The sequence below is a fragment of the Bradyrhizobium sp. CCBAU 45389 genome (assembly GCF_028128625.1).
Lineage (GTDB): Bacteria > Pseudomonadota > Alphaproteobacteria > Rhizobiales > Xanthobacteraceae > Bradyrhizobium > Bradyrhizobium liaoningense_B.
In genome coordinates this window covers 566,914-590,678 of the sequence record NZ_LBIY01000098.1, presented here as the reverse complement: position 1 = coordinate 590,678, position 23,765 = coordinate 566,914, and the positions used below count along the sequence as shown (strand labels likewise).

Below are 23,765 nucleotides of genomic sequence, written 5' to 3'. Positions count from 1 at the left end.
GTCACCCACGATTTTCCGTTGCCGGCTCGCGACCGTCGCCGAGATAGTCCTCGACGTAGAACCGGATGATCGCGACCCGTCCGACGGCGACGAGCGGCATCGCCAGCGCGATGCCCATGACGCCAAACAGGGCGCCGAGCAGGACGATTGCAACCAGCGTCCAGGCCGGCGGTGTCTCGACCGCCCGGCGCTGGATCAGCGGGCCGATCACATAGCCTTCAATCGACTGGATGATGGTGTAGACGACGACGGCCCAGATCAGCAGCGAGGCGCCGAGAGGCATCGCCACGAGCGCGATCGGGATCGCGGCGACGATCGGCCCGAGATAGGGGATGAAATTCGACAGGCCCGCCTGCAGTCCCAGCAGGAACGGCCCCGGCAGTCCGATGAGATAGAGCGCCGGCCAGACGCAGAGCGTCATCAGGATGATGCGGATCAACTGGCCGACGAACCACAGCCGCATGACGTTGCCGATCTCGTCCATCACGGCGCGCATGCGGGCGCGGTAGGATGGCCTGACCAGCACGACCAGGCTCTCGCGGTGGCTGGTGGGATCGAAGGCAAAGAGAATCCCCAGGAACACGACGACGAGCACGCCGGTCAGAAGGCTCGAGGCACCCCCCAGCAGGAATTGCGCGTGGCTGAGAAACCGGCCCTGATCGGCGAACAGCCATTGGGCGAAGTCGCGCCCCCATTCCGGGCCGAGCAGGTCCACGCCATAGGACAACAGGTGCTCTTGCAGGATATCGACCTGCGCATCCATGACCTTCAGCAGCAGGCGCGTCTGTTCCGGCAGCTTGCCGGCGCCCCAAACCAGTCCAAAGCCCGACAAGGCCGAGAGCAGCATGAGAACGAATGTCAGACGCCAGATGCGGCTGAGCGGAAGGACCGGCGCCAGAGCCCGCGCTGCGGCATCCAGAAAGGCTGCGAACAGCACCCCCGCGAAGACGATGAGGAGGCTGGACACCGTCTGCCACACCAGGAACAGGGCAACGGCTACGGCGAGCAAGGTGAGGCCGATTGCGAGGAGGCTCGGCCGTCCGGCTTGCCCGGATTCGTCGACGGGGTTTTCGTGCAGAACGACCCCGCGGACCCGCTCTGGTCCGATCCTGGAATCGCTCATTGATCGGTCCGCCGTCATGTGGCCGTGTCTCAGGTGCGAACGCGGCGGCTGCCGTAATGCGGATGCTTGCCGCCGCGATGACGCCAGTAGCGGTGCTTGACCGGATTCGTATTGGTGTTGGGCCTTGCATCGCCTGGCGTGGCCGCGCCGGTCTGCTTCGGTGCGGCCACGGTGCCATCCTTCGGCTGAGCCATGGACATGGCCGACGGTGCGGCGACGGCCACCACCGCGCCCAGGATCAAGGAGCGATACACGGTCCAGATGTTCATACTCGCCTCCATGCGGTCAGCGACAATCGGTCAGATCGAGATGGCTCCGACAGCCAGCCCGTAGATTCCGGCGCCCGCGGCGATGGCGATGGCCCCGAACAGGACGGACTCGACCGGCCTGAACAGCCTCTCCTTGCGCTCGCGCTTGGCGATCAGGAACAGCAGCGTTCCCGGCGCATAGAGGATTGCGGACAGCAGGAGAAATTTCGGTCCGCCGGCGTAGATCATACCGGCCGCGTAGAGCGTCGCGACGGCTGCGACGATCCCGTCGGTGATGCGGGCGCGCTCGCCGGCATCATAGGCCTCGCCGGTCGATGCGAGCTTAAGGCCGTACGCGGCGACGAGAAAATACGGGATCAGCGTCATCGCGCTCGTCATCTTCAGGGCGAGCGTGAAGGCATATTCGGCGAACCAGCTCACGAAGAGAAACGCCTGTATCACGCAATTCGTGAGCCAGAGCGCCCCGACAGGAACCTTGTGCGCGTTCTCGCGCGCGAGAAAGGCCGGCATGGTGCGCTGGTTCGCCGCCGAGTGCAGGATCTCGGCCGCAAGCAGCGACCAGGACAGGTAGTTGCCGAGGATCGAGATCAGCAAGGCGATGCTGATGAACACGCCGCCCCAGCGGCCGACCATGGCTTCCATCACGCCCGCCATCGACGGTGTGGGCAGATCCGTGAGCTCAGCCCGCGGCAGGATGCCGTAGGACAGGAGCGTCACGAGCACGAGAAGGCAGAGCACCGTCAGAAATCCGGTGACAGTCGCGATGCCGATGTCGGAACGCGTCCTGGCGTAGCGCGAATACACGCTCGCGCCCTCGATGCCGACGAATACGAACACCGTGAGCAGCATCGTGCCGCGGACCTGGGTCAGCACGTCCCGCGCGTCCGGCCGCTCCGCACCCCAGAAATTCCCCGAGAACACTTCGCCGTTCAGGGCGATCCCAGCCACGACGATGAACAGCAGGATCGGAATGATTTTCGCGAAGGTCGTGGCGGTGTTGAGCGCGGCAGCGCCCTTGATGCCGCGCAGCACCAGGATATGCACGCTCCAAAGCAGCACGGACGCCGAAGCGATTGCGATCGGCGTCGTGCCGTCGCCGAAGACGGGGAAGAACTGCCCGAGCGTGGCCTTGATCAGGATGAGACAGGCGACGTCGGCGAGGCAACAGCCGATCCAATAGCCCACCGCGGAGGCAAAGCCGATATAGTCGCCGAAGCCGTCCTTGGCGTAGGCGTAGATGCCGGCATCGAGCGCCGGCTTGCGCCGGGACAGCGACTGGAACACGAAGGCGAGCGTCAGCATGCCGGTACCGGCGATCACCCAGGCGATGATCGCGCCGAGAGCACCGGTGGTGCGTCCGAATTGGGCCGGCAATGCGAAGATGCCGGAGCCGACCATCGACCCGATCACAAGCGCAATCAGCGCGTTGCGCGAGAGTTTCTGATCGGCCTCGTTCGCCGCCATGACGGATGGCCTTCCAATCCAAGGCGGCCGCAGTTGGAGCGGCCGCCTCATGCGCGGACCTTAGAGGGCCGCACCCCGTGCGCCCATCAGGGATTCTCTGTAGGCAGCAGGGCAGGAAATCGGCGGCCGCGCAGGGCGTCAGGTGCGGACGTCAGCTCTTCGGAAGCGATGCGGCGGCGTCGTTCTCGCTCGCCGGGCGGGGGAGGGAGTCTGTGGCCCGGGCGACGAGCACGACACTGCCGCGGAAGAATTCGCCAGCCTTGGCAAGCTCGGCGGCAAGGCGGCCGGCATGCAGGGCAGCTGCGTCCTGCCCGGCATATTCGCATCCGATCCCGTCGGTCGAAACACCGTACTTGTCAGCGATATGGAAGAAAAAGCGCATGCGCCCGATTAAGCCGGACTACGGCGGGTCTCTAGTGACAACGGCGTAAGGTGCCTCCGCCAAAAGACTGAGAGCCGAAGGCAGAGGTTCCCGAGTTGCGGATTGGTAACGACGCGGCTGCCGTGGGCGCTTCGGCGCCGCCGTGCAATTTGCATCGGAAGGCGGTGGTTTTCACCGTTGGCCCTCGGGAGATTGACCGATGTCGGTCGGCAGGTTCCAAGGCTAGCGTAACCTCATCCGGCGAGTGCCAGAGGAGGCAAGCGATGTCGAACTATGATCACAACCTGACGGCCACCGACGCTGCCGGCGGCGCGATCGGGATAGATACCGGATTGCGCGATTACATGCTGCGGATCTACGGCTACATGGCCACCGGCGTCGGCTTGACCGCCGTCGTCGCCTGGGTGACCTATCAGGCCATCGGCCCCGAATTGCTCCAGAGCCCCCTGATGTGGGTCTTCATCCTGGCGCCGCTCGCCCTGGTGTTCTTCATCGGCTCGCGCATCAACACGCTGTCGGTGCCCACGGCGCGGATCCTGTTCTTCGTCTATTCGGCGCTGGTCGGCGTATCGCTATCGATATTGCTGCACATCTATACGAGTTCCTCGATCACCCGCGTCTTCTTCATCGCGGCCGCAATGTTCGGCGCGCTGAGTCTTCTCGGCTACACGACCCGGCGCGATCTCTCGGGATTAGGCACCTTCCTGTTCATGGGCCTGATCGGAATCATCATCGCGAGCCTGATCAACCTGTTCCTGGGGTCGACCGCGCTCGACTGGCTGATCTCGATCGTCGGTGTCGGCGTGTTTGCCGGCCTGACGGCCTACGATACCCAGCGGATCAAGGGGATGTACGACATCTCGGATGACCACACCGCCACGGGCCGCAAGTCGGTCGTTGCGGCGCTGTCGCTCTATCTCAATTTCCTCAACCTGTTCATGATGCTGCTGCGACTTGCCGGCGGTCGCCGTTGAGGCGCGGGACGACGGCGGCTCAGGCCGCCGGCCGCTCCACCGCACTGGCGAGCGCGTCGCGCAGCGCCGCTTCCTTGGTCTCATCGAGCGAGGTCTTGAGCACGACGCCGCCGGCGTCCTTGATCTCCTTGATCACCTTGTCCGCGGTCATGTGCTTGATCAGGACGAACAGGGCAGCGTTGCCGGTCTGGAGATTGGCCGACAGGTTCTTCATGAAGGAATCGTCGATGCCGAAGTCGGAGAGCGCGCCGCCGAGCGCGCCCGACGCGGCGCCCACGGCGACCCCGAGGATCGGATTGAGAAACAGGACTCCGATGAGGAGGCCCCAGAAGCTCCCGGTCATCGCACCCATGGCAGTGGTGTTGACGAGCTGATTGAGCTTGATGCCGCCCGAATCCGTCTTCACGGCGATCACGGCGTCGCTGATCGTGATCAGATATTCCTTCTGCAGCTTGAGCAGCCGCTGACGCACTTCTTCGGCTTTTGCCTCGGACGGGTACACGATCGCGACCAGATCGGACATGAAGACCTCCCGTTGGATCGACAAAATGCGGACCGGAACATTCCTGCTGACGGTACCGTGCAAGGGGTACTTCCGCGATCAGAGGAAACCCTTGGCCGTCGCGGATGAATGTCCCAATGGGCGCATGCGCGCTGCAACGCTGGCATCCGGGACATCGCTTGGGCAGGACGAGAACGTTCGCCCGACCCGATCGATGAAATCCCTTGGTTCCACAGCTCGGTTGAGGTGTCCTCAATTCGCCGCCAACATCAATGCGGCGAGCAGCAATGCCACGACGAGCAGGGAGATGCCCGCCGTGGGCCACTGTCGAATGACGTCGTCACCTCGCTCGACAAGTCCGCCGAATTCAACAGCGGCGCGCCGCAACGGACGGACTACGCTCACGAGCGCCTTCCAGGTCGTCGAAGATGCGAGCGGATGTGGCCAGGGACTGAGCAGGATCGCCAGCACCGCGCCCCCGAGGGCAGGCAACAGCAATTTGTCGATGCCGAAGACGTTCGATGCCGTACCAAACGGAACGGGTAGATACGGGTCCCAGGGCACGAGGCCGAGCAATAGCGAGCAGAGCGCCAGGGCAAGCGCCGCCAGGTCCTGATTGCGCAATGCCGGGCCTGTTACGGCAATTGACTCGTCTGAAGCCGCCAGCGCGTGCGCCAGAACCAGCACCACATAGGCGGCCGTAAACATCCCGCCCGCCTGGAGCACGACCGCCCACCACCACTGCCCGCTCTCCTCTGCCGCCTGGAGCAACAGATCCTTCGCAAGGGATGCACCACTCGGAGGTACGCCCATCAGCGCGATGCCACCCAGCGCAAAGGCCAGAAAGCTCAGGGGCCGAGCTCGCACGATGCCGCGCAATTCCGTGATGCGATCGTGACCCAGTGCCACGTAGATCGATCCGACGGCCATGAACATCGCCGCTTTTGCGGTGGCATGGGAGACAGCCTGCAGCAGCCCCCCCGCCAAGGCTTCGTCGCTCTCGAGCCTCCCCGAGGCATTGAACGCAAGTGGGAACATCAAGAAGAGATACCCGATCTGCGCCAATGTCGAATACGCGATGAGGAGCTTGAGGCGTTCTTGCCGTAGAGCGACAACGCTCCCGAATACGATCGCTGCCGCTCCCAGCGTCGCGAGCAATTGCGTGGCGGCGAAGCCGGGCAAGGCGGGCATCACGTTGAACCAGAGCCGTATGATGATGAAGAAGGATCCCTTCACGACCAGGCCGGACAGGATTGCGCTCGCCGCCGCCGGTGCACCGGCGTGAGCAGGCGGCAACCAAAGATGCAGCGGAAAGAGCGCGGTCTTGGCGAGAAGACCCGTTGTCATCAATGCCGCCGCGGCGAGTGCGGCCGCCTCCGCACTGACGCGCCGCGACAACAGCACGATGTCAAGTGTACCGTAGAGGCCATAGAGCAGTGCCGTACCCAGCAAGTAGAGAACGGAACCGAGCAGCGCGAAGAGCAGATATCGCAGCGCGGCTCGCAGCGTCTCGGCGCGGCCGTCGAGCGAGACCAGCGGCACGGCGGCAAACGTCAACAGTTCGAGGGCGACATAAAGGGTGAAGAGGTCGCCGCCGATGAAGATCGTGTTCAACGCCCCCCAGATCGCCAGCAGCAGGACCCAGAATGTGAACGGCGCGCGCGTTTCGGCTGCCGCTGGACAAAAATCAGTCGCGGCAAAAACGGAGATCGCGGAGATTACGAGTGCCGTCGTCGCGAGCATCACAGCTGACAAGCCGTCCCCGCGCAGTGCCACACCCAGCGGCGGCGGCCAGGCGCCGAGCAGGTAAACGAGGGGGCCATCGCTCTGCGGCAGGATCGCGAGGGTAGCTGCGGCAATCGCCAATCCAAGGGGAATGACTGCGAACGCGACCAGCCTGACGTGACGGTCGCCGAGAACGAACGCCAGCAAAACGCCTGAGACCGGGACAATGATCGATAGCACCAGCAGGAAACCGCCCGTAGTCGTTGCCGCGTCCAACGCCGTGGGATGGAGTAGCATCAGTCACCGGACGGATCGGGGCCAGCGCCCTCAGGTGCGCCACTGCGCAGCGTCGTGGAACCAGCGGTCTGGAACAGCCGCAGCAACAGGGCGATCGCCAAAGCCGTCGCAGAAAACGCGACGACGACGCCGGTAATCACCAGGGCTTGTGGCACCGGATCATTGCCAAAGCCCGCTGCCGCACCCCGCCGTCCCACGATGCCGAACAGAAGGAATACGCCGCTGCCCAGCAGATTGAATGCGATGATCTTGCGAAGCGGCTGCGGATTTGTAATCAGGCCATATAGGCCAAGCCCGACCGCGGCGGCAGCGCACAATCCCAATACCGTCACGCTGCTCATCGTTGCTCGCTCCGTTCCGGTGCGCCGGCGAGCAGCAGGCCGAGCGTTGCCGCGATCGTCAGGATCATGGCGACCTCGATACCGAGAATCAGGGGCTTGGCTAGCGGGGGCGGATAGGCAAGGAACGCCGGGCCAAGACAAAGCCCTCCGATGCCAACGACTAGGAACAGGCCAGGTCCGGCCACCAGGATGAACCGTAGCCACCGACTGCTCACCGGTGGCGTGTCCGTCAATCCGGCCATGATGACGAGAAGCCACATGGACGCGAGAATCGCGCCACCCTGAAAAGCTCCGCCGGGATGGTCGGCTCCCGTCCAAAAGACATAGATGCCGACGACGATACCGACGGGCGGCAACAGGCGCGCAAGAAAGGCGAGAACGCCATGGGGATCGGCCTCGTGGCGCGGCCCCGGACGACCTCCCCAAGCCGGGTCCGACGCAAGCGACCAAACACCGACGATGGCCAGCAGGAGTACGACTTTCTCGAGCATGGTATCCATAGCGCGGAATGCCATGAGCACGTTGGTCACGGGGTTGGCCAGGCCCGTCGCCCAGGCTTTCGCGACGGCGGCCGGAGCAAGCGTTGGTGCCGGATCGGGCAGGAGCAGTATGGCGGCGACGAGTGCCGCCGCGATCAACGAGGATAGTGCGGCCGCGCAGAGGCGCACCAACTTGCACGGCGTTTCCACGGCTGTCAGATCGGCATTCCGCAGCCGCGCGGCTGCGCCCAACAGCAGCACACCACCCAGGCCTCCACCAATTGCGGCCTCCGTCAGCGCGACATCGACAGCGTCGAGACGCACCCAGATCAGCGCGACCAGCAATCCGTAGGCAACGAAACCGACCGTTGCCGAATAGGTTTCGGGAACAGCGATAGTCCAGATGGCGAGGCCCAGTACCACGGCGGCGAGCGCGATCTCGAAGACCGTCACGATGCTCATGGCGCCGGCCCGCCTCGGCGCGCGGTGTGCGCGATCAGTTGGGAGACTGTCGCGCCCGCGAGGAGCCCGAGCAGCCAGATGCTAACCAATTTCAGCCCGCCGCGGAGGCTCCCTGCTTGCGGGAGCAGCCCAAGCACGACAAGACCCAGGCCGAGATTGTCCGCCTTGGTGAGCGCGTGCAGACGAGTCAGCGTATCGGGGAAGCGAAGAAGGCCGACAGTGCCGGCCAGAAAGAAGAACGCGCCGGTCGACACTGCCGCAATCGTCACGATGTCGCGAGCGAGGCTCATTTGTCTTCCGTTGATCCGGCTCCATCGGCGTCGAAGCGGGAGAGCCCTTTCTTGACGAACGCGATGGACGCGAACGTGGCGAGAAGTGCCAAAGTCAACGCCACGTCGATTGCAGCGGGTACGCCCGTTACGGTGCCGAGCAGAAGCAATACAGAAATACCTGCGGTCCCGATCAGCTGCGCGGCCATCATGCGGTCAGCGTCTCCCGGACCACGCAGGATCGACACGAGCCCCAGAGCCAGCATTGCGAGAATGAAGCCGACTGCGGCAGTGAGAAACTCAGTCATTGTAGAGCGCTCGGATCAAGGCCGCTTCCTCTGCAGCAAGCTCTGCGGCCACCGGCTGTTCGACGTCGAGGCAGTGATAGAGGAGGTGCCCATTCTCGTCTCCTGTTGGCACAGTGCCGGGCAGCAGGCTGGTGAGCGTTGCGAATACGTTGCGGCGCAGGCCGCGTGAAAGACGGGTTGGATAGGCCACAAATCCCGGGCGCAGGGGCAATCGAGGATCGAGCGCGCGCCTTGCGACGTCCGCTCCGGCAACGACGGAGTGGTACAGGAAAAGCAGCGCCAGCCGGGCGATGGCACGCGGTGAGCGCCGCGAGGCGCTGGGCTCCAGCAGGTACAAGCTTGTCCAGGTCGCCGCGCCAACAGCGGCTGCGGCGGCAGGAATATCTCCGGGATTGGCGCCAGCAAGCACGAGCCAGAGGCAGAGGAACCATGCCGCTCGGGAAGTCGCGCTCACCCCCAATGACCCCATGGATTTTCCGCTCCATTTCTAGGGACGACGCTTCCAAGCACGTGTGTCTCTAGGGACTATCTCGCGCCCCGGCGAGATCAGCGCAAATTCCTTGGTCAGCTCCGCCGATGACATAAAGCACAGTCTCCGCGCGGTTCGCTTTGCCTCGCGGCATCGCTTCACTTGAAGATCGAACCCTGCGCTATCGATGTGACCGGGGATATCGGGTGTTTGCCTGATCAAGCATCAGGAATCCCCTGAGCATGCTCCAGGGTTGACCACGATTGCATCCGGCCGCACTGGGTAGATTTACCGATGTCTGCGCCAGCTCCCTTCGGTAAAAATACCGAGGACGATACCGGGAAATCGCAATCTCCGGAAAGGCTCGCCTGCCCGGCAATGTGTCCGGGAACGCGGAGGGGCTGAAGATGATTATGCGCAGCAGGCGAAGGCCGTCTCGACAGCTCTTCACCTTGGCCCTTGCTGCGGCCGCTTCCTCGCTGCTGCTGGCGGCCTGTGAAAGGGAAGCGGAAACGAACGCCGCACCCTCGCCACGCCCGGTTCGGACCGCAACTATCGAGAAACGCGAGACGTCAACTCCGTTGACGTTTACCGGCCGGATCGAAGCCGAGGATGAAGTGAATATCGCGTTCCGGATTTCCGGACGCCTCCTGGACAACGCCTGCAAGATCGGAGACCAGGTGAAGGCCGGGCAGGTGCTGGCACGACTGGAATCTCAGAACGAACTCAACACGCTGCGACAGGCACAGGCGGCGCTTGCCGCTGCTCAGGGCCAGTTGACGCAGGCTCGCAATCATTTCGATCGCCAGGAGACATTGCTTGCACAGGGATGGACCACGCGCGCCAACTACGATGCCGCAACCCAGGCGCGACAGACCGCGCAGTCGCAGGTGGATGCCGCCGAGGCGCAACTCAACTCGGCGCATGATCTCGTTAGTTTCACCGAGCTTATGGCCGACGCGCCGGGTGTAATCACTGCGACGGGGCCAGGCGCCGGCGAGGTCGTCCAGGCTGGGCAGATGATCGCCAAGATCGCACGGCAGGACGGTCGCGATGCCGTCTTTGATGTCCCCGCTCAACTGATCCGATCCGGGTCGGTTGATCCGAAGGTCACGGTCAATCTGGTGGATGACTTGAAAATAACAGCTCAGGGCCGCATCCGGGAGGTCGCTGCACAAGCCAGTCCCGTCACCCGGACCTTCGAGGTGAGGGTGGGGTTGACGAACCCTCCTGCGGCGATGCGACTTGGCGCGACCGTCGTGGGGCGGGTCGAAACGAACGCCGGGCCGATGATCGACATTCCGTCAACGGCCCTAACCAAGATGAATCAACGGCCGGCCGTTTGGATTGTCGATCCGTCCACCAGCACGGTCTCCATCCGCAACGTTGACGTGTTGCGGTTCGATGAGGCGCAAGCGATCATCTTGCAGGGACTCGATAGCGGCGAAGTCATCGTTACGGCCGGAGTCCAGGCACTTCATCCGGGTCAGAAAGTCCGCGTGCTCGGGTCGACGCCATGATCGGACTGAACCTTTCCGATTGGGCCCTCAAGCACCGCTCGCTTGTCGTCTACATGATGATCGTTGCGGTGGTCGCCGGAGCGCTGTCCTATTTCCGGCTCGGCCGGAACGAGGATCCTGCGTTCATCATCAAGACCATGGTCGTCCAGGCAGCCTGGCCGGGCGCATCCGTCGACGAGACGATGAAGCAGGTAACGGAGCGGCTCGAACGCCAGCTTCAGGAAACGCCTCATCTGGACTTTCTGCGCAGCTTCACCCGGGCAGGCGTTACGACCATCTTTGTCAATTTGAAGGGGAGTGCCAGCGCCAAAGAGGTCTCCGACACCTGGTATGAGGTTCGAAAGACAGTCGGCGACATGAGGCACACGCTGCCAGCTGGGGTTATCGGGCCCGGCTTCAACGATGACTTCGGCGATACGTTCGGCATCATCTACGGCTTTACCAGCGACGGCTTTACTCAGCGCGAACTGCGTGACCGCGTCGAGGCTATCCGCTCCAGGTTGCTCCTTGTGCCCGACGTGTCGAAAATCGAGCTGCTGGGAGCGCAAGACGAGGTGATCTTCGTCGAATTCTCCAAGCAGCAGCTTGCGACTCTCGGGATCGATCGGTCGGCTCTGCTCGGTGCACTGCAGGCGCAAAATATCGTGCGCCCGGCCGGAACGATTGAGACTGGTTCCGAAAGCATTTCGCTTCGGGTGTCGGGAGGTTTTTCGTCCGAGCAAGATATTGCCAACATCAACTTTGCAGCCGGCGGGAAAATGCTGCGGCTGAGCGATATCGCCCAGGTGCGGCGCGGTTATGTCGACCCACCCCAGCCGATGTTCCGTGTCAACGGCCAGCCGGCAATCGGGCTTGCGATTGCAATGCGGGAAGGCGGCGACATTCTCGCGCTCGGCGCAAACATAAAGAAAGTGATGGCGCAGATCACCGCGGACCTGCCGATCGGCATCGAGCCGAGCCTCGTCGCAGATCAACCCGTCGTCGTGCGCCAGGCGATCGGCGAATTCATGACGTCGCTGCTGCAGGCGATCGCGATCATACTCGCCGTGAGTTTCATCAGTCTCGGCGTTCGTCCCGGCCTCATTATCGCGCTCGCCATACCATTGACCCTCGCGATCGTGTTTCCGATCATGGAGATCGTCCGCATCGATATGCAGCGAATATCTCTGGGTGCCTTGATCATCGCCCTTGCATTGCTCGTCGACGACGCGATGACAACCACGGACGCGACACTCACCCGGCTGGCGCAGGGAGCCAGCAAGGTCGAGGCCGCGACCTACGCTTTCCGGACTCACGCCTTCGCCATGCTCGCGGGGACGCTGGTGACGATCGCCGGGTTCATTCCGGTCGGCTTTGCGGCCAGCTCGGCGGGCGAATACACGTTCTCGCTGTTTGCCGTGGTCACCATCGCGCTGCTCGTGTCCTGGTTCGTCGCGGTCATCTTCACGCCGTTGCTCGGAGCCGTCATTCTGGTTCCGCCAAGGCAGAAGAGCGACGATGCTCCCGGCAGGATCTACCGCCTTTATCGGAGTTTCCTCACATTCGCGATGCGCGCAAAATGGCTGACGATACTTGTTTCATTGGCTCTCTTTATTGCGTCTCTTCTCGCACTGCCTCTCATCCCGCGCCAGTTCTTTCCGTCGTCTGATCGACCGGAACTGCTGGTTGATCTTAGTCTGCCGCAGAACGCATCTATCTACGCAAGCGAAGCGGCCGCCAAGCGCCTGGACGCGAAGTTGACCGGCGATCCGGATGTCGCGCACTGGAGCAGCTATGTGGGTCGCGGCGCAATTCGCTTCTATCTGCCGCTCAATGTCCAGCTGCCCAACGATTTCTTCATGCAGGCGGTTGTCGTTGCGAAGGACGTTGCAGCACGCGAGCGGTTGCACGCGAAACTGGACAAATTCCTGGCAGAGGAATTTCCTAATGCCATTTCGTCCGTATCTCCGCTTGAACTCGGGCCGCCGGTTGGCTGGCCGGTGCAGTATCGGGTCGGCGGTCCCGACGTAGGGCAGGTGCGTGAAATCGCACTCAAGGTCGCGCAGATCGTTTCCCGCTACCCCGGGGCCAAGCAGGTCAATTTCGACTGGATGGAGCCTGACCGCCAAGTGCGCATTCGTGTCGATCAGGATGAAGCGCGCCTTCTCGGACTCAGTTCGCAGGCGATAGCCTCCGTCCTGAATACGGTCATATCAGGCACCCCCGTCACCCAGCTTCGCGACGATATCTATCTGGTCAACGTGGTGGCGCGCGCAACCGACGAACAGCGTGTCTCGCTAGCCACCCTCCGTACCTTGCAGGTACCGCTGCCGAGCGGACAGACGGTCCCGCTCAACCAGTTTGCATCCTTCGAGTATACGCAGGAGTTTCCGCTGATCTGGCGGCGTGACCGCGTTCCAACTCTGACGGTCCAGGCGGCCATCGCCGGCGACACTCTTCCGGAAGCTGTAGTAGGCGCGCTCTCGCCTGCCATCGAGAATCTGAAAAAGACCCTGCCAACATCGTACAATGTGGTTGTCGGCGGCACGGTGGAAGAGAGCAGGAAGTCGCAGGCGTCCGTTCTGGCTGTGGTGCCCATGATGCTATTCGTCATGTTCACGGTTCTCATGATTCAGCTGCAGAGCTTCCCGCGATTGTTCATGGTCGTGAGCGTGGCGCCGCTCGGTCTGATCGGTGTGATTGCGGCGCTGATGCTTTCCGGCAGACCGCTGGGTTTCGTCGCCATTCTCGGCATCCTCGCGCTGCTCGGCATGATCTGCAAGAACGCGGTGATCCTGATCGGTCAGATCGAGGCGGAGCGCGCGCAAGGGAAGGGACCCTGGGAGGCCGCGGTCGATGCCAGCAGCTCCCGCTTTCGTCCGATCATGCTGACGGCTGTCTCCACCGTCCTCGGCATGATTCCGATTGCTCCGACTGTCTTCTGGGGGCCGATGGCCTTTGCGATCATGGGCGGACTGCTCGTCGCGACCGTTCTGACACTGGTGTTCCTTCCGACCTTGTATGTGGCCTGGTTTGGCGCGAAGGAGTCGGCCGGCGCTTCCGATGCATCCAGCCCGGCCTGAGCGTCGTGCCGCGAGGGTAATCCCGGACTCCGACTAGGTAATCACCCGATAGGCCGCCTTCATGCGTCGGCGCATGGTTCGGCCTCGGAATGAGCAGGCCGATCGGTCACGGCATCGGTCTTCGTTCGCGGTTCGAGGTCCCTCCATGACTGCGACGCCAACGGTCCAAAAGCTTTCGTTGTTCGCACTGACGGCAATGGTCGTCGGCTCCATGGTCGGCTCAGGCATCTTCTCGCTGCCGCGAACGTTCGGCATCGCCACCGGTCCGTTTGGCGCCATCTTCGCCTGGTGCATCGCTGGCGGCGGCATGTACACGATGGCGCGCGTGTTTCAGACGCTGGCCGAGCGAAAGCCGGATCTCGATGCCGGCGTCTACGCCTATGCGAAGGCGGGTTTCGGCGACTATCCCGGCTTTCTGTCGGCGCTCGGCTACTGGATCGGCAGTTGCATCGGCAACGTGTCCTACTGGGTGCTGATCAAGTCGACGCTTGGCGCGTTCTTTCCCGTGTTTGGTGACGGCAATACGGTCACCGCGATCATCGTCGCCTCGATCGGAATCTGGCTGTTCCACTTCATGATCCTGCGTGGCGTGCAACAGGCCGCCGCGATCAACACCATCGTCACCATCGCCAAGATCGTGCCGATCCTGATCTTCATCGTCATCCTGGCGTTCGCCTTCAAGGCCGACCTGTTCCGCGCAAATTTCTGGGGAGGCGAGGGGATGCCGGACAAGGGTCTGTTCGATCAGATCCGCGCGACCATGCTGGTCACGGTGTTCGTCTTTCTCGGGATCGAGGGCGCCAGCGTCTATTCCCGCTACGCCAAGGAGCGGTCCCATGTCGGTGCCGCGACGATCATTGGCTTCGCGGTCGTCACGAGCCTCATGGTGCTCGTGACGATGCTGCCCTATGCCGTGCTGCCGCGCGCCGAGATCGCGGACGCGCGGCAGCCGTCGATGGCGACGGTGCTGGAGGCGGTGGTAGGGCATTGGGGCGCCGTCTTCGTCAGCATCGGACTTCTGGTCTCGGTGCTCGGAGCCTATCTCGCCTGGTCGCTGATCTGCGCCGAGGTGCTCTCCGCCGCCGGCCGGACCAGGGACATGCCGCGCGTGTTCGGCACCGAAAACGCCAACAAGGTGCCGGCTGCCGCGCTCTGGCTCACCAATATTGTCGTGCAGCTGTTCGTCATCAGCACCTATTGGTCGCGGGATGCCTTTGCGTTGATGCTCAATTTGACGAGCGTCATGAACCTCATTCCGTTTTTCCTGGTCGCCGCCTACGGGCTCCTGCTGGTCAAGCGGGGCGAGACATACGAAAAGAGCCCGGGCGAACGCAGGCGCGACCTGATCTTCGCCGGTATCGCCGTCGTCTACACGCTATTCCTGATCTATGCCGCCGGAATGAAATATCTTCTCCTGTCGGCGATCCTCTACGCCCCCGGCACGGTGCTGTATTTCTGGGCGCGCCTCCAGCAGAAGGCGAAGATCTTCACTTCGATCGATTGGGTCATCTTCATCGCGGCCGTGATTGGCGCCGTGGTCGGGATTCATGGCCTGGCTACCGGCTACATCACCATCTAGGCGAGGCATCTGCCATGGCGACAGCACAGACGTCGGATTCAAAGATCCCGTTCGGTGTTCATTCGGAAGTCGGTCAGCTGCGCAAGGTGATGGTCTGCTCACCGGGCCGCGCGCACCAGCGCCTCACGCCCACGAACTGCGATACTCTGCTGTTCGACGATGTGCTGTGGGTCGACAATGCCAAGCGCGATCATTTCGACTTCGTGCAGAAGATGCGCGACCGCGGCATCGATGTCGTCGAGATGCACAACCTGCTCACCGACACCGTGGCCATCCCTGAAGCCAGGAAGTGGATTCTCGACAACCAGGTGGTTCCCAATCAGGTCGGGCTCGGGCTGATCGACGAGCTGCGCGGCTATCTGGAAAGCCTCAAGCCTCGCGAGCTGGCGGAGACCCTGATCGGCGGACTGTCGACCCACGATTTTCCCGAGGCCCATGGTGGCGAGATGCTCAGGCTGATCCGGGAAGCGGCGGGCATGACCGAATATCTGCTGCCGCCGCTTCCGAACACGCTGTACACGCGCGATACCACCTGCTGGATCTATGGCGGCGTGACGCTGAATTCGCTGTTCTGGCCGGCGCGTCATGAAGAGCCGATCCTCGCCACCGCCATCTATAAGTTCCATCCGGATTTCGCCGGCAGGGTCAATGTCTGGTGGGGAGATCCGACGCAGGATCACGGCCTCGCCACGCTGGAAGGCGGCGACGTGATGCCGATCGGCAAAGGCAACGTTCTGATCGGGCTCAGCGAGCGGACGTCGCGGCAGGCGATCAGCCAGCTTGCTGCGGCGCTGTTCAGGAAGAAGGCGGCCGAGCGGGTGATCGTGGCTGCGATGCCCAAGCTCCGCGCGGCGATGCATCTCGATACCGTCTTCACCTTCGCCGACCGCGATTGCGTGCTGCTCTATCCCGATATCGTCAACAACATTACCGCATTCTCCTATCGGCCGGCCGACAATCCGGCTGGCCTCGAGTTGCGCAAGGACGAGAAGCCCTTCGTCGACGTCGTCGCAGAAGCGCTCGGTTTGAAGAAGCTGCGTGTCGTGGAGACCGGCGGGAACGCCTATCTGCGTGAGCGGACCCAGTGGGACAGCGGCGCCAATCTCGTCTGCGCGTCCCCCGGCGTCGTGTTCGCCTATGACCGCAACACCTACACCAACACGCTGCTGCGCAAGGAGGGGATCGAGGTGATCACCATCGTCGGCGCCGAGCTCGGACGGGGGCGCGGCGGCGGTCATTGCATGACGTGTCCGATCATCAGGGATGCAATTGACTACTAGCCGTGCGCGGTCTGGCGGCCCTGACCAACGTTGGTCGATCCGATCAACCAGTGATTTAAAATCAAGACATTAACACGCCACAATCATTGCGCAGCGTGGCGCGAAACCCAGTCTGAGCAGCATCGGAGGTGGGCGCCATGCGAAGCTCTGGATTTCTTCTGCCGATCGTCGGCCTGCCCGTCCTCGGCTTATTGAGTGCGGGCACGGCCGGGGCGGCGGACCTTGATCTCAACGAGTTCAAGACGAGCCCGATTGCCGCTGTGCCCTACTATTCCGCACCGTCCTGGAGCGTCGTCGGTTCCGTCTCGCCGACCTTCACCGACAACGCGCTCTTCACCCGCGACAACCGCAAGTCGGACATCTACTACGAGCCGGACGTCAGTGTCAGGCTCGACGGAAATCTCAGCAATGATCTGTCCTACCGGCTCTACGCGCGGGCCCAGTACGAAGCCTTTTCGCGGGAGAAGGACGGGAACTTCGCCGTCGCGCGCATGGGCGCGCGTCTGACCGAGAATTGGAACGGCTGGCGCTTCTCTGCCATCTATGAAAACCGGTATGATTTCGACGGGGTCTACCGCGACCTCGCATTCGCGTCCCATGATGTGATGGGCTCGGTGGCACGCGACTTCCGCATCGACAACGCGACGTTCTCGCCGCTGCTGCTGCTGACCTATCGGTTCTCAGATCTCGCGGAAGCGCGCCGCTGGCGCTTTGACGCCGTGCTCGGTATCGAGGTCAAGCTCGATCCCAGATGGTCGATCGTGAGCACGCCGCTGTTCGAGGCTTATTGGTTCACCGATGGGCTCAATAGCGGCCGTCAGGATCAGCTTTATTCGGTTGATGTGGGCCTGAAGTATAATTTCGCCAGCAATGTGTCGCTCACGACCACTGTGCTATACGAGGCGCGAACGTCGAATGTTCCGCTGCGGCGATACAGAGACGTTCGCATCGGCCCTCGCCTGGATTTCGCATTTTGAGTGAGACCTGAAAGATGCCCGCAAGACGCCTGTTGACGCTGACCTGCATCGTCGCCGGAAGCCTTGCGGCATCGGTGGTGCTCGCCGATCCGCGCGATGCGGTGGATCGAGGCCAGCGTCTCGATACCGATGCGCTTCGGGATGATGCGGCGATACACCGTCTGCAACAGCCGTCGCATCCCCTCGATATTGCGCCGCCCCGCCCCGCACCAGCGGCGAAGGCGACGAAGAAGAAGTCAGGCACCAGCAGCAGCCGCTAGGCTGGTCGCGCATCGTGCCCGGCGGGCCGCCGCGCGCCGGAAATGGTGCTGGCAAATTGCGGAAGGTGTGCTGCCGCGTATCGGTGCAACCACGTTGCCGCAATGACCTCGCGGCCACCCACATCCTGATTTTGAATCTCTGTTGCATCGGATTTGACGTCGCGAGCGTGGCACAAACTGCATATTGCTCGCTGTCGAAAGCATGCCTCACGAATCCGAGATTTCAATCCGGAAATAATACTACCTGATGGTGTGGCCGCGCCGCAGGGTGTATGATTGGTCAGCCCCAATGGCGTGCGTCTTCCGGATCCGGTGGCGGACGTCTCGCTGGTGGGGTGGGGAGGGGACCTGCGATATCGTCGCCAATATCGGGCGTCGCCGGAATATAGTGAGTGCGTACCGTGAAGCCACATGGCTCCCCCGACAGCGAGTCGGATCGAACCGGTCTGAAGAACTGGCTGCGCATAGGTTCGCAGGAACCGATCGACGAGCTCTATTGGACGTCTTCGGCCGATCTTCTCTTCGCCGCGCGTCCGTCCTTCCGCGGACACTTCGCCTATGAAGGAATCAATCCGGCATTCGAGTCTCGGCTTGGCGTATCATCGGAAGACGTCAGCGACATGGACGTTTTCGATTGCGTGAGTGCGGACGACGCAAGGTCCGTCTGCGAGGCGCTTCGGGCGGGCCTCGCGGAGGGAACGGAGGTCAGGATCCGCCAGCGACTCGCGCTCGGCGGGTCGCCGCGGGCGATGGAAACGACGGTCACGCCGATCGTGGATGGCAGTGTGGTCCGGTTGATCGGCAGCCACCGCGAGCTGCGCAACGGTGCTTTCGAGCGCGCCGCGGCATGCGACGACGGGCTCGATATCGACGTCGGCCTGCTTGCCATTCAGGAAGGCATCCAGCAGCGGATCGCCTCCGATCTGCACGATTCGACCTGTCAGCATCTGATCGCCGCCAGCCTCGGCGTGATGCGGATGCGGAACAATCTGGGCGATGCGGCCCTGGCGGAGCGGCTCTGCGACGACATTGACGCGTCGGTCGATGAAGCCCTCCGGGAGCTCCGCGCCTTTGCCTATCTCCTGCATCCGCGGAATCTGGCGGGCGAGGGATTGAAGGCCACGATCGAGCGATACGCGGAAGGATTCGCGGCGCGCACGTCGTTGCGTGTGACCGTGAACATCGTGCCGGATATCGATCGGCTGCCGTATGAAACGAAGCGCTCGCTGCTGCGCGTTGTTCAGGAAGGCCTCACGAACGTCTTCCGTCATGCGAAGGCGACGGAGGTGGCCATCTCCATCGACCTTGTCGACAGCCGTTTCGCGCTGACGATCAGCGACAATGGACGTGGTCTTCCCGATGCCGTCGGGCGCGGCCACAAGGCGGCATCGATCGGAGTCGGCATTCCGGCGATGCGGGTAAGGCTGCATGAGATCGGAGGCACGCTCGACATCCGCTCCAGCCGGACCCCACCACTTTCCGGAACCGTCCTGTGCGCGATGTTTCCGCGCCGTTTCGCGGCGAACAGGCGGAACAGGCGAAGAGCCTCGACCATCATGAGGGCCCACGCAGGCACACGATCAGCGAAAGAACACTAGCCCGCGGCGGCAGGCCGGAAGGGCGGCCGGACCGCCGTGAAGGATTTGGAGCGTGCTGCCATGAAACGAATTCTGATAGCCGACGATCACGAAGCGGTGCGGTCCGGCTTGCGAGCGGTGCTCGAACAGCGAGCGGATTGGGAAGTGGTGGCAGAGGTTACTGATGGCGGCAAGGCGGTCGCTGCGGCGATCGAGAGCCAGCCCCACGTCGCCATCCTCGATTTCTCGATGCCCCGGATGACCGGCGTGGAGGCGGCGCGGCGGATCAAGGACTATCCGCTGCAGACCGAGGTCCTGATCTTCACCGTGCACAATTCTGGCCTGATCGCGCAGCAGGCATTCGAGGCCGGCGCGCGTGCATTCCTGGTGAAGTCGGACGCCAACAAGCTGCTGCTTGCGGCGGTCGAGGCGTTGCTGTTGCACCGGACGTTCTGCACCACGAGCTGCGTGACGGAATTCGACCGCGGGGCGGGCGGCAACGGCGAGCGGCATCACGAGCTGACGGCGCGCGAGCAGCTCGTGGTCAAGCTTGTCGCGGAAGGCTACAGCAACAAGGGGATCAGCGCGATCCTCAATCTCAGCGTCAAGACAACCGAGGCGCATCGGGCCGCCGCGATGCGCAAGCTTGAGGTGAATTCGACGGCGGGCCTCGTCCGATACGCGGTCCGGACCGGGCTGGTCGAGGCCTGAACGGTGACGTCCGCGAGCCGACCCTGGCGTCAGTACCTTCGCCGGGACATCTCAGGGTTTTGTTGGATAACGATTGCCGCGGGGCGCCGTATGATCGTTTGACCTTGCGGCCGGTCACTGCCGTTGTCCGCCCGGTCGGACAGGAGCCGGCAAACGGGAACGATGTCGTGAAACGCATCTTGATTGCGGATGATCATGAAATCGTACGTTCCGGCCTTCGCGCGATCGTTGGAACGCGTTCCGACTGGATCGTGAGCGGGGAGGCCACCAATGGCGAGCAGGCCGTCGCGCTGGCGCTCGAAACCCGACCGGACGTCGTGATTGTCGATTACTCCATGCCGATCATGAACGGCCTGGAGGTCAGCCGTCGCCTCAGGACACTGCACGTGCGAACCGAGGTGCTGATCCTGACCATGCACGAAAGCGAGGAACTCCTGACGGAGGCCATCCTGGCCGGCATCCGCGGCTTCCTCTTCAAGTCCGATGCCCGCAAGCACCTGATTTCCGCTATCGAAGCCTTGCTCGACGGCAGGCCCTACTTCACCAGCGTCCTCCTGGAAAAGCTGCTTCATGATTACCAGGCGAACAAGCAGCACCGCGCCGACATGCTGCTGACATCTCGCGAGCAGAGCGTGGTCCAGCTGATCGCGGAAGGGAATACCAACAGGTCGATCAGCGCGATCCTAAATCTGAGCGTGAAGACCGTCGAGACCCATCGCGCCTCGGCCATGCGCAAGCTCAGAATGTCGTCCACCGCCGAGCTGGTGCGCTATGCCGTCCGCAAGAAGCTGGTCTCGCCCTGAACGGATGCTGATGCGCCGCGCCAGATGCTGCTTCGGTGCGGATGATGATCTCATCCCCGAACTTGCTCATGCCACGTTCGGCGCAATGGCGAAGATGCCTCGTCCGGTGTCTAACTCGCTGATGCCGGGAGATTCCACTTCGCCAGGATCTTGGCGAGCGTTCCATCCGATTTGAATTTGGCTATGGTGGCGTTCATCCGGGTCACCAGCGCTTCCTGTCCCTTGCGAACACCGATATTGACCGGACCGACGACGAAGGGCTTGTACTCGCCAACGAGCCGCACCTTGGGATAGCTGGCATGGCTGAACTGGTAACCCAGGATCGGTCCGTCGCCAAAGCCCGCTTGCAGGCGGCCCGCCGCAACATCGGTGATGATGTCGGCGATCGTCTCGTAGGAGCGCACCTCGGAAAAGACGCCACTCTTTTGCAGGAGGTCGAGATAGCGGGTGCCGACCTGCGCCCCGACGCGATAGCCCTGCATCGCTTGAATGGAGGGATACGCGGCCTTGTCCTCGCTCGGAACGATCGCGCCCTCGCCGTAGGCGTAGACCTGGTCGGTGAAGTCCACGACCTTGGCTCGCTCCGGAGAAGCCGACATCGCCGCCGAAATGATCTCGATCTTGCCCGAGGTCAATGCCGGGATGAGCGACGAGAATCCCATCGGCTGGATCTGGACCTTGAAATTCAGATCGTCGCCGACGGCATGAATGAGGTCGACCATCATGCCCTGGATGGTCCCCGATGCGGTGTCCAGGAACGTGAAAGGCACGCCGGTGGGCGTCGAACCGACTTGCATCAAGGTTTCGGCCTTGCCGATGCCGTTCAGCGATGCTGCGGGTGCAGCTGCCATCATTGAAAGAAGAAGTCGGCGAGAAATCATTGGGGTTCCTTCGGTCGGTGGGGTGTGTTTCCAGCTAGCCGGCCGCCTGGCGCTCCGTGCGAAGCGTGGGATAGCGCGCCGCCAATTGTTCGAAGAGCTCTCGCACCAGCCCGGCATCCTCTTCGTGTCTGCCGGCTTTGAGCCGCGCGTCGAGTGCCTCGAACAGCTGATGTTTGACGAAGAACCGCCATGCCACCGGCAGCCGCGCCAGGATGTCGGTGAGCTCGCGATAGCGGGCCTCGGTCCAGTGGGCCTCGAAGGCGGTGCGATAGATTCCGAAATCGAACACGTCCTTTTGCTCCGGCCGCGCCTTCTGCATCTCCTCGCGTAGCCTACGCGTTGCGTCCTCATCGACGCGGTTGCCCTCGATGACGACGCCGTATTGCCGGCGCGCGGCTTCGACCGAGACGTAGCCCGACAGAACGTCGACCAGCACACGGCGTGGCTCACGCAGGAGCGGATCGCCAAATCCTCCGGCACCGGCACCCACGAGGCGGATCCGGTCGCCGGGCTTGCAGGGCACCACGTCGGTATTGCCGAGCGCTTCGGTATCCGGCCCGTCGGGATTCCTGGTGAAGATCGCGTTGGCGCCGGCGCCGCCACCCAGCACGCCCCAGGAGGCGAAATAGGTGCGGTCGCGATTGCGTGCGGTGACGGTGGTGCCCGGCGTGAATACCTCGAACTCCATGGTGAGGCCGAGGCCGCCGCGATAGGCTCCGGCGCCACCGGAGTCCGGTGCAAGGCAATAGCGCCGCATACGGATCGGCACTTCCAGCTCGTTGATCTCGACCGGCGTGTTGCGCAGGAAGGCGTTGTTGGCGCCCGAGCCGTCGCTGCCGTCACCATTCGCCATGCCGCCCGCTCCGCCGCCGACCGGCCCGAGCGAAGCCATGACGCCGCGCCCGGCCTGGTCCATCGTCTTCACCGTGACGATCGCCATGCCGCCGGCCGAGCAGGCGGGCAGGCGCTCGGGTATCGCGCGTGAGAACACGCCGAAGGTCAGCATGTGCGTGATCTTGCAGGTCAGGCTGCGCATGCCGACGGCGGCCGGCGCCGTCGCATTGACGACGGTGCCTTCCGGCAGGATGCAGCGAACCACGCGGTCGAGCCCGGAATTGAGCAAGATATCGCTGTTCAGCGTGTAGAGAACGTAGTGGAATCCGACCAGCGCAAGCGCGTGGCGCGGCATGCCGCCGGTCGGCATGTTCAGCGAAGAGGCGAGCTGCGGATCGCTGCCGGTATAGTCCATGACGGCCCGGCCGTTGTCGATCGTCAGCGTCAGCGCCACGCGCATCGGCTTGCCGCCCTCGCTGTCCTCGTCGGCATATTCGGCGAAGAAGTACTCGCCGTCGGGGATCGTCTTCAGGACGGCCTCGGCCTGCTTCTCGGCGTAATCCATCACCTGGTACATGCCGGCCTTGAAGTCGTCGATGCCGAAGCGTTCGATGATCTCCAGCACGCGCTTCTCGCCGTTCACCAGCATGGCAATCTGCGCCTGCAGGTCGCCGCGATTTTGCGACGGCGCGCGCACGTTCATGGTCATGATGTCGAGCAGGCCTTCATCGAGCTCGCCCTGGTCGACGATCCTGCATGGCGGAAAGCGGATGCCTTCCTGCTGGATCTCGGTCAGCCTGCGCGATAGCGATGCGGGGACCGCGCCGCCCATGTCGGTGTTGTGGATGTGGCCGCCGACATAGCAGACGATCTCGTCGCGGTAGAACACCGGCTTCCACATCAGGATATCGGGCGTATGCGTCGCCACGCTGCCGCTATAGGCGTCGTTGGTCATGCAGATGTCGCCGGGGCGATACTCCTTGATCAACCCCAGCACTGGACCGTAGTCGAGGCCGATGTACCACGTCGCCCCCAGCGTCTTCGGGGACGCGAAGGCCAGTCCTTCCGGCGTGATCAGCGCGCAGGAGAAATCCTCGGTCTCCTTCACGAAGGTCGAATGCGCCGTGCGGATTAGCGTGTAGGCCATGCTCTCCGCGGCGGCCACACAGTAATTGGCGAAGATCTGAAGAGCGGAACCACTGAGTGGCATGATTCAA

Annotated in this window: 23 protein-coding genes; 10 read left to right on the top strand and 13 right to left on the bottom strand. The window is 63.1% G+C overall.

From position 1 onward, the window contains the following. Window position 1: 1 nt before the first annotated feature. The 4 genes from XH79_RS38790 to XH79_RS38775 all read right to left on the bottom strand — a co-directional run bounded on the left by XH79_RS38790 (window position 2) and on the right by XH79_RS38775 (window position 3,238). Window positions 2-1,123 carry an AI-2E family transporter gene (locus XH79_RS38790; protein ID WP_212337834.1) on the bottom strand — a complete coding sequence of 374 codons (1,122 nt, stop codon included), beginning with the start codon at window positions 1,121-1,123 and terminating at the stop codon, window positions 2-4. Between the two features lie 29 nt (window positions 1,124-1,152). Further along, window positions 1,153-1,392, bottom strand: a complete 240-nt coding sequence (locus XH79_RS38785) for a hypothetical protein (protein ID WP_212337836.1) — start codon at window positions 1,390-1,392, stop codon at window positions 1,153-1,155. Window positions 1,393-1,422: 30 nt separating this feature from the next. Further along, window positions 1,423-2,856 (bottom strand): basic amino acid/polyamine antiporter, encoded by a 1,434-nt coding sequence (locus tag XH79_RS38780; RefSeq protein WP_212337837.1) that lies wholly within the window; start codon window positions 2,854-2,856, stop codon window positions 1,423-1,425. Window positions 2,857-3,007: 151 nt separating this feature from the next. Next, window positions 3,008-3,238, bottom strand: coding sequence for a DUF6894 family protein (locus XH79_RS38775; protein ID WP_212337838.1), 231 nt, complete (start codon window positions 3,236-3,238; stop codon window positions 3,008-3,010). 263 nt (window positions 3,239-3,501) lie between these two features. On the opposite strand from XH79_RS38775, the gene XH79_RS38770 reads away from it, so the two are divergent. Next, window positions 3,502-4,212: a Bax inhibitor-1/YccA family protein gene (locus XH79_RS38770; RefSeq protein ID WP_212337839.1), complete on the top strand. Its 711-nt coding sequence runs from the start codon at window positions 3,502-3,504 to the stop codon at window positions 4,210-4,212. A gap of 19 nt (window positions 4,213-4,231) precedes the next feature. On the opposite strand, the gene XH79_RS38765 is transcribed toward XH79_RS38770, so the two are convergent. The 7 genes from XH79_RS38765 to XH79_RS38735 form a co-directional block, all read right to left on the bottom strand. Then, window positions 4,232-4,735: a DUF1269 domain-containing protein gene (locus XH79_RS38765; protein ID WP_018642556.1), complete on the bottom strand. Its 504-nt coding sequence runs from the start codon at window positions 4,733-4,735 to the stop codon at window positions 4,232-4,234. 231 nt (window positions 4,736-4,966) lie between these two features. Further along, window positions 4,967-6,736: a complex I subunit 5 family protein gene (locus XH79_RS38760; RefSeq protein ID WP_271585111.1), complete on the bottom strand. Its 1,770-nt coding sequence runs from the start codon at window positions 6,734-6,736 to the stop codon at window positions 4,967-4,969. Next, a complete protein-coding gene (locus XH79_RS38755) occupies window positions 6,736-7,077 on the bottom strand; it encodes an NADH-quinone oxidoreductase subunit K (RefSeq protein WP_271585110.1) in 342 nt (113 codons plus the stop codon). Before XH79_RS38755 ends, XH79_RS38760 begins: the two co-directional genes overlap by 1 nt. Continuing rightward, window positions 7,074-8,018, bottom strand: a complete 945-nt coding sequence (locus XH79_RS38750) for an MnhB domain-containing protein (protein WP_271585109.1) — start codon at window positions 8,016-8,018, stop codon at window positions 7,074-7,076. The genes XH79_RS38755 and XH79_RS38750 overlap by 4 nt, the downstream gene beginning before the upstream one ends. Continuing rightward, window positions 8,015-8,308, bottom strand: coding sequence for a cation:proton antiporter (locus XH79_RS38745; RefSeq protein ID WP_212337843.1), 294 nt, complete (start codon window positions 8,306-8,308; stop codon window positions 8,015-8,017). The genes XH79_RS38750 and XH79_RS38745 overlap by 4 nt, the downstream gene beginning before the upstream one ends. Then, window positions 8,305-8,595 (bottom strand): monovalent cation/H+ antiporter complex subunit F, encoded by a 291-nt coding sequence (locus tag XH79_RS38740; RefSeq protein ID WP_212337845.1) that lies wholly within the window; start codon window positions 8,593-8,595, stop codon window positions 8,305-8,307. Before XH79_RS38740 ends, XH79_RS38745 begins: the two co-directional genes overlap by 4 nt. Further along, window positions 8,588-9,049: a Na+/H+ antiporter subunit E gene (locus tag XH79_RS38735; protein ID WP_271585108.1), complete on the bottom strand. Its 462-nt coding sequence runs from the start codon at window positions 9,047-9,049 to the stop codon at window positions 8,588-8,590. The genes XH79_RS38740 and XH79_RS38735 overlap by 8 nt, the downstream gene beginning before the upstream one ends. A gap of 428 nt (window positions 9,050-9,477) precedes the next feature. Between XH79_RS38735 and XH79_RS38730 the strand changes: the two genes are divergently transcribed. From XH79_RS38730 to XH79_RS38690, 9 genes are all read left to right on the top strand, one after another. Beyond that, the gene (locus XH79_RS38730) at window positions 9,478-10,584 is read left to right on the top strand and encodes an efflux RND transporter periplasmic adaptor subunit (RefSeq protein ID WP_212338255.1); all 1,107 of its coding nucleotides are present in this window, start codon (window positions 9,478-9,480) and stop codon (window positions 10,582-10,584) included. Beyond that, window positions 10,581-13,646, top strand: a complete 3,066-nt coding sequence (locus XH79_RS38725; protein ID WP_271585107.1) for an efflux RND transporter permease subunit — start codon at window positions 10,581-10,583, stop codon at window positions 13,644-13,646. The genes XH79_RS38730 and XH79_RS38725 overlap by 4 nt, the downstream gene beginning before the upstream one ends. 145 nt (window positions 13,647-13,791) lie before the next feature. Beyond that, window positions 13,792-15,225: a basic amino acid/polyamine antiporter gene (locus XH79_RS38720; RefSeq protein ID WP_271585106.1), complete on the top strand. Its 1,434-nt coding sequence runs from the start codon at window positions 13,792-13,794 to the stop codon at window positions 15,223-15,225. A 14-nt stretch (window positions 15,226-15,239) separates the two neighbouring features. Then, complete coding sequence (gene arcA, locus XH79_RS38715; RefSeq protein ID WP_271585105.1) at window positions 15,240-16,505, top strand: arginine deiminase; 1,266 nt, start codon at window positions 15,240-15,242, stop codon at window positions 16,503-16,505. Window positions 16,506-16,642: 137 nt separating this feature from the next. After that, the gene (locus XH79_RS38710; protein WP_271585189.1) at window positions 16,643-17,482 is read left to right on the top strand and encodes an outer membrane beta-barrel protein; all 840 of its coding nucleotides are present in this window, start codon (window positions 16,643-16,645) and stop codon (window positions 17,480-17,482) included. 32 nt (window positions 17,483-17,514) lie between these two features. Beyond that, window positions 17,515-17,742: a hypothetical protein gene (locus XH79_RS38705; protein ID WP_271585104.1), complete on the top strand. Its 228-nt coding sequence runs from the start codon at window positions 17,515-17,517 to the stop codon at window positions 17,740-17,742. A 392-nt stretch (window positions 17,743-18,134) separates the two neighbouring features. Next, complete coding sequence (locus tag XH79_RS38700) at window positions 18,135-19,340, top strand: sensor histidine kinase (RefSeq protein WP_271585103.1); 1,206 nt, start codon at window positions 18,135-18,137, stop codon at window positions 19,338-19,340. 60 nt (window positions 19,341-19,400) lie between these two features. Beyond that, window positions 19,401-20,030: a response regulator transcription factor gene (locus XH79_RS38695; RefSeq protein WP_271585102.1), complete on the top strand. Its 630-nt coding sequence runs from the start codon at window positions 19,401-19,403 to the stop codon at window positions 20,028-20,030. 167 nt (window positions 20,031-20,197) lie between these two features. After that, window positions 20,198-20,833, top strand: coding sequence for a response regulator (locus XH79_RS38690; protein ID WP_212338259.1), 636 nt, complete (start codon window positions 20,198-20,200; stop codon window positions 20,831-20,833). Window positions 20,834-20,943: 110 nt separating this feature from the next. On the opposite strand, the gene XH79_RS38685 is transcribed toward XH79_RS38690, so the two are convergent. Together XH79_RS38685 and XH79_RS38680 are read right to left on the bottom strand one after the other, a co-directional pair. Continuing rightward, window positions 20,944-21,687 (bottom strand): ABC transporter substrate-binding protein, encoded by a 744-nt coding sequence (locus XH79_RS38685; protein WP_271585101.1) that lies wholly within the window; start codon window positions 21,685-21,687, stop codon window positions 20,944-20,946. A 61-nt stretch (window positions 21,688-21,748) separates the two neighbouring features. Next, on the bottom strand, window positions 21,749-23,758 hold the full coding sequence (locus tag XH79_RS38680) for a hydantoinase B/oxoprolinase family protein (RefSeq protein ID WP_271585100.1): 2,010 nt from the start codon (window positions 23,756-23,758) through the stop codon (window positions 21,749-21,751). Between the last annotated feature and the right edge of the window lie 7 nt (window positions 23,759-23,765).

Bases quoted from the DNA above. Each gene is read 5' to 3' on its own strand.
- XH79_RS38725 (WP_271585107.1), top strand. From the start codon at position 10,581: ATGATCGGACTGAACCTTTCCGATTGGGCCCTCAAGCACCGCTCGCTT.
- XH79_RS38710 (WP_271585189.1), top strand. From the start codon at position 16,643: ATGCGAAGCTCTGGATTTCTTCTGCCGATCGTCGGCCTGCCCGTCCTC.
- arcA (WP_271585105.1), top strand. From the start codon at position 15,240: ATGGCGACAGCACAGACGTCGGATTCAAAGATCCCGTTCGGTGTTCAT.
- XH79_RS38770 (WP_212337839.1), top strand. From the start codon at position 3,502: ATGTCGAACTATGATCACAACCTGACGGCCACCGACGCTGCCGGCGGC.
- XH79_RS38695 (WP_271585102.1), top strand. From the start codon at position 19,401: ATGAAACGAATTCTGATAGCCGACGATCACGAAGCGGTGCGGTCCGGC.
- XH79_RS38750 (WP_271585109.1), bottom strand. From the start codon at position 8,018: ATGAGCATCGTGACGGTCTTCGAGATCGCGCTCGCCGCCGTGGTACTG.
- XH79_RS38760 (WP_271585111.1), bottom strand. From the start codon at position 6,736: ATGCTACTCCATCCCACGGCGTTGGACGCGGCAACGACTACGGGCGGT.
- XH79_RS38740 (WP_212337845.1), bottom strand. From the start codon at position 8,595: ATGACTGAGTTTCTCACTGCCGCAGTCGGCTTCATTCTCGCAATGCTG.
- XH79_RS38775 (WP_212337838.1), bottom strand. From the start codon at position 3,238: ATGCGCTTTTTCTTCCATATCGCTGACAAGTACGGTGTTTCGACCGAC.
- XH79_RS38730 (WP_212338255.1), top strand. From the start codon at position 9,478: ATGCGCAGCAGGCGAAGGCCGTCTCGACAGCTCTTCACCTTGGCCCTT.
- XH79_RS38755 (WP_271585110.1), bottom strand. From the start codon at position 7,077: ATGAGCAGCGTGACGGTATTGGGATTGTGCGCTGCCGCCGCGGTCGGG.
- XH79_RS38765 (WP_018642556.1), bottom strand. From the start codon at position 4,735: ATGTCCGATCTGGTCGCGATCGTGTACCCGTCCGAGGCAAAAGCCGAA.
- XH79_RS38785 (WP_212337836.1), bottom strand. From the start codon at position 1,392: ATGAACATCTGGACCGTGTATCGCTCCTTGATCCTGGGCGCGGTGGTG.
- XH79_RS38680 (WP_271585100.1), bottom strand. From the start codon at position 23,758: ATGCCACTCAGTGGTTCCGCTCTTCAGATCTTCGCCAATTACTGTGTG.
- XH79_RS38780 (WP_212337837.1), bottom strand. From the start codon at position 2,856: ATGGCGGCGAACGAGGCCGATCAGAAACTCTCGCGCAACGCGCTGATT.
- XH79_RS38685 (WP_271585101.1), bottom strand. From the start codon at position 21,687: ATGATGGCAGCTGCACCCGCAGCATCGCTGAACGGCATCGGCAAGGCC.
- XH79_RS38790 (WP_212337834.1), bottom strand. From the start codon at position 1,123: ATGAGCGATTCCAGGATCGGACCAGAGCGGGTCCGCGGGGTCGTTCTG.
- XH79_RS38720 (WP_271585106.1), top strand. From the start codon at position 13,792: ATGACTGCGACGCCAACGGTCCAAAAGCTTTCGTTGTTCGCACTGACG.
- XH79_RS38745 (WP_212337843.1), bottom strand. From the start codon at position 8,308: ATGAGCCTCGCTCGCGACATCGTGACGATTGCGGCAGTGTCGACCGGC.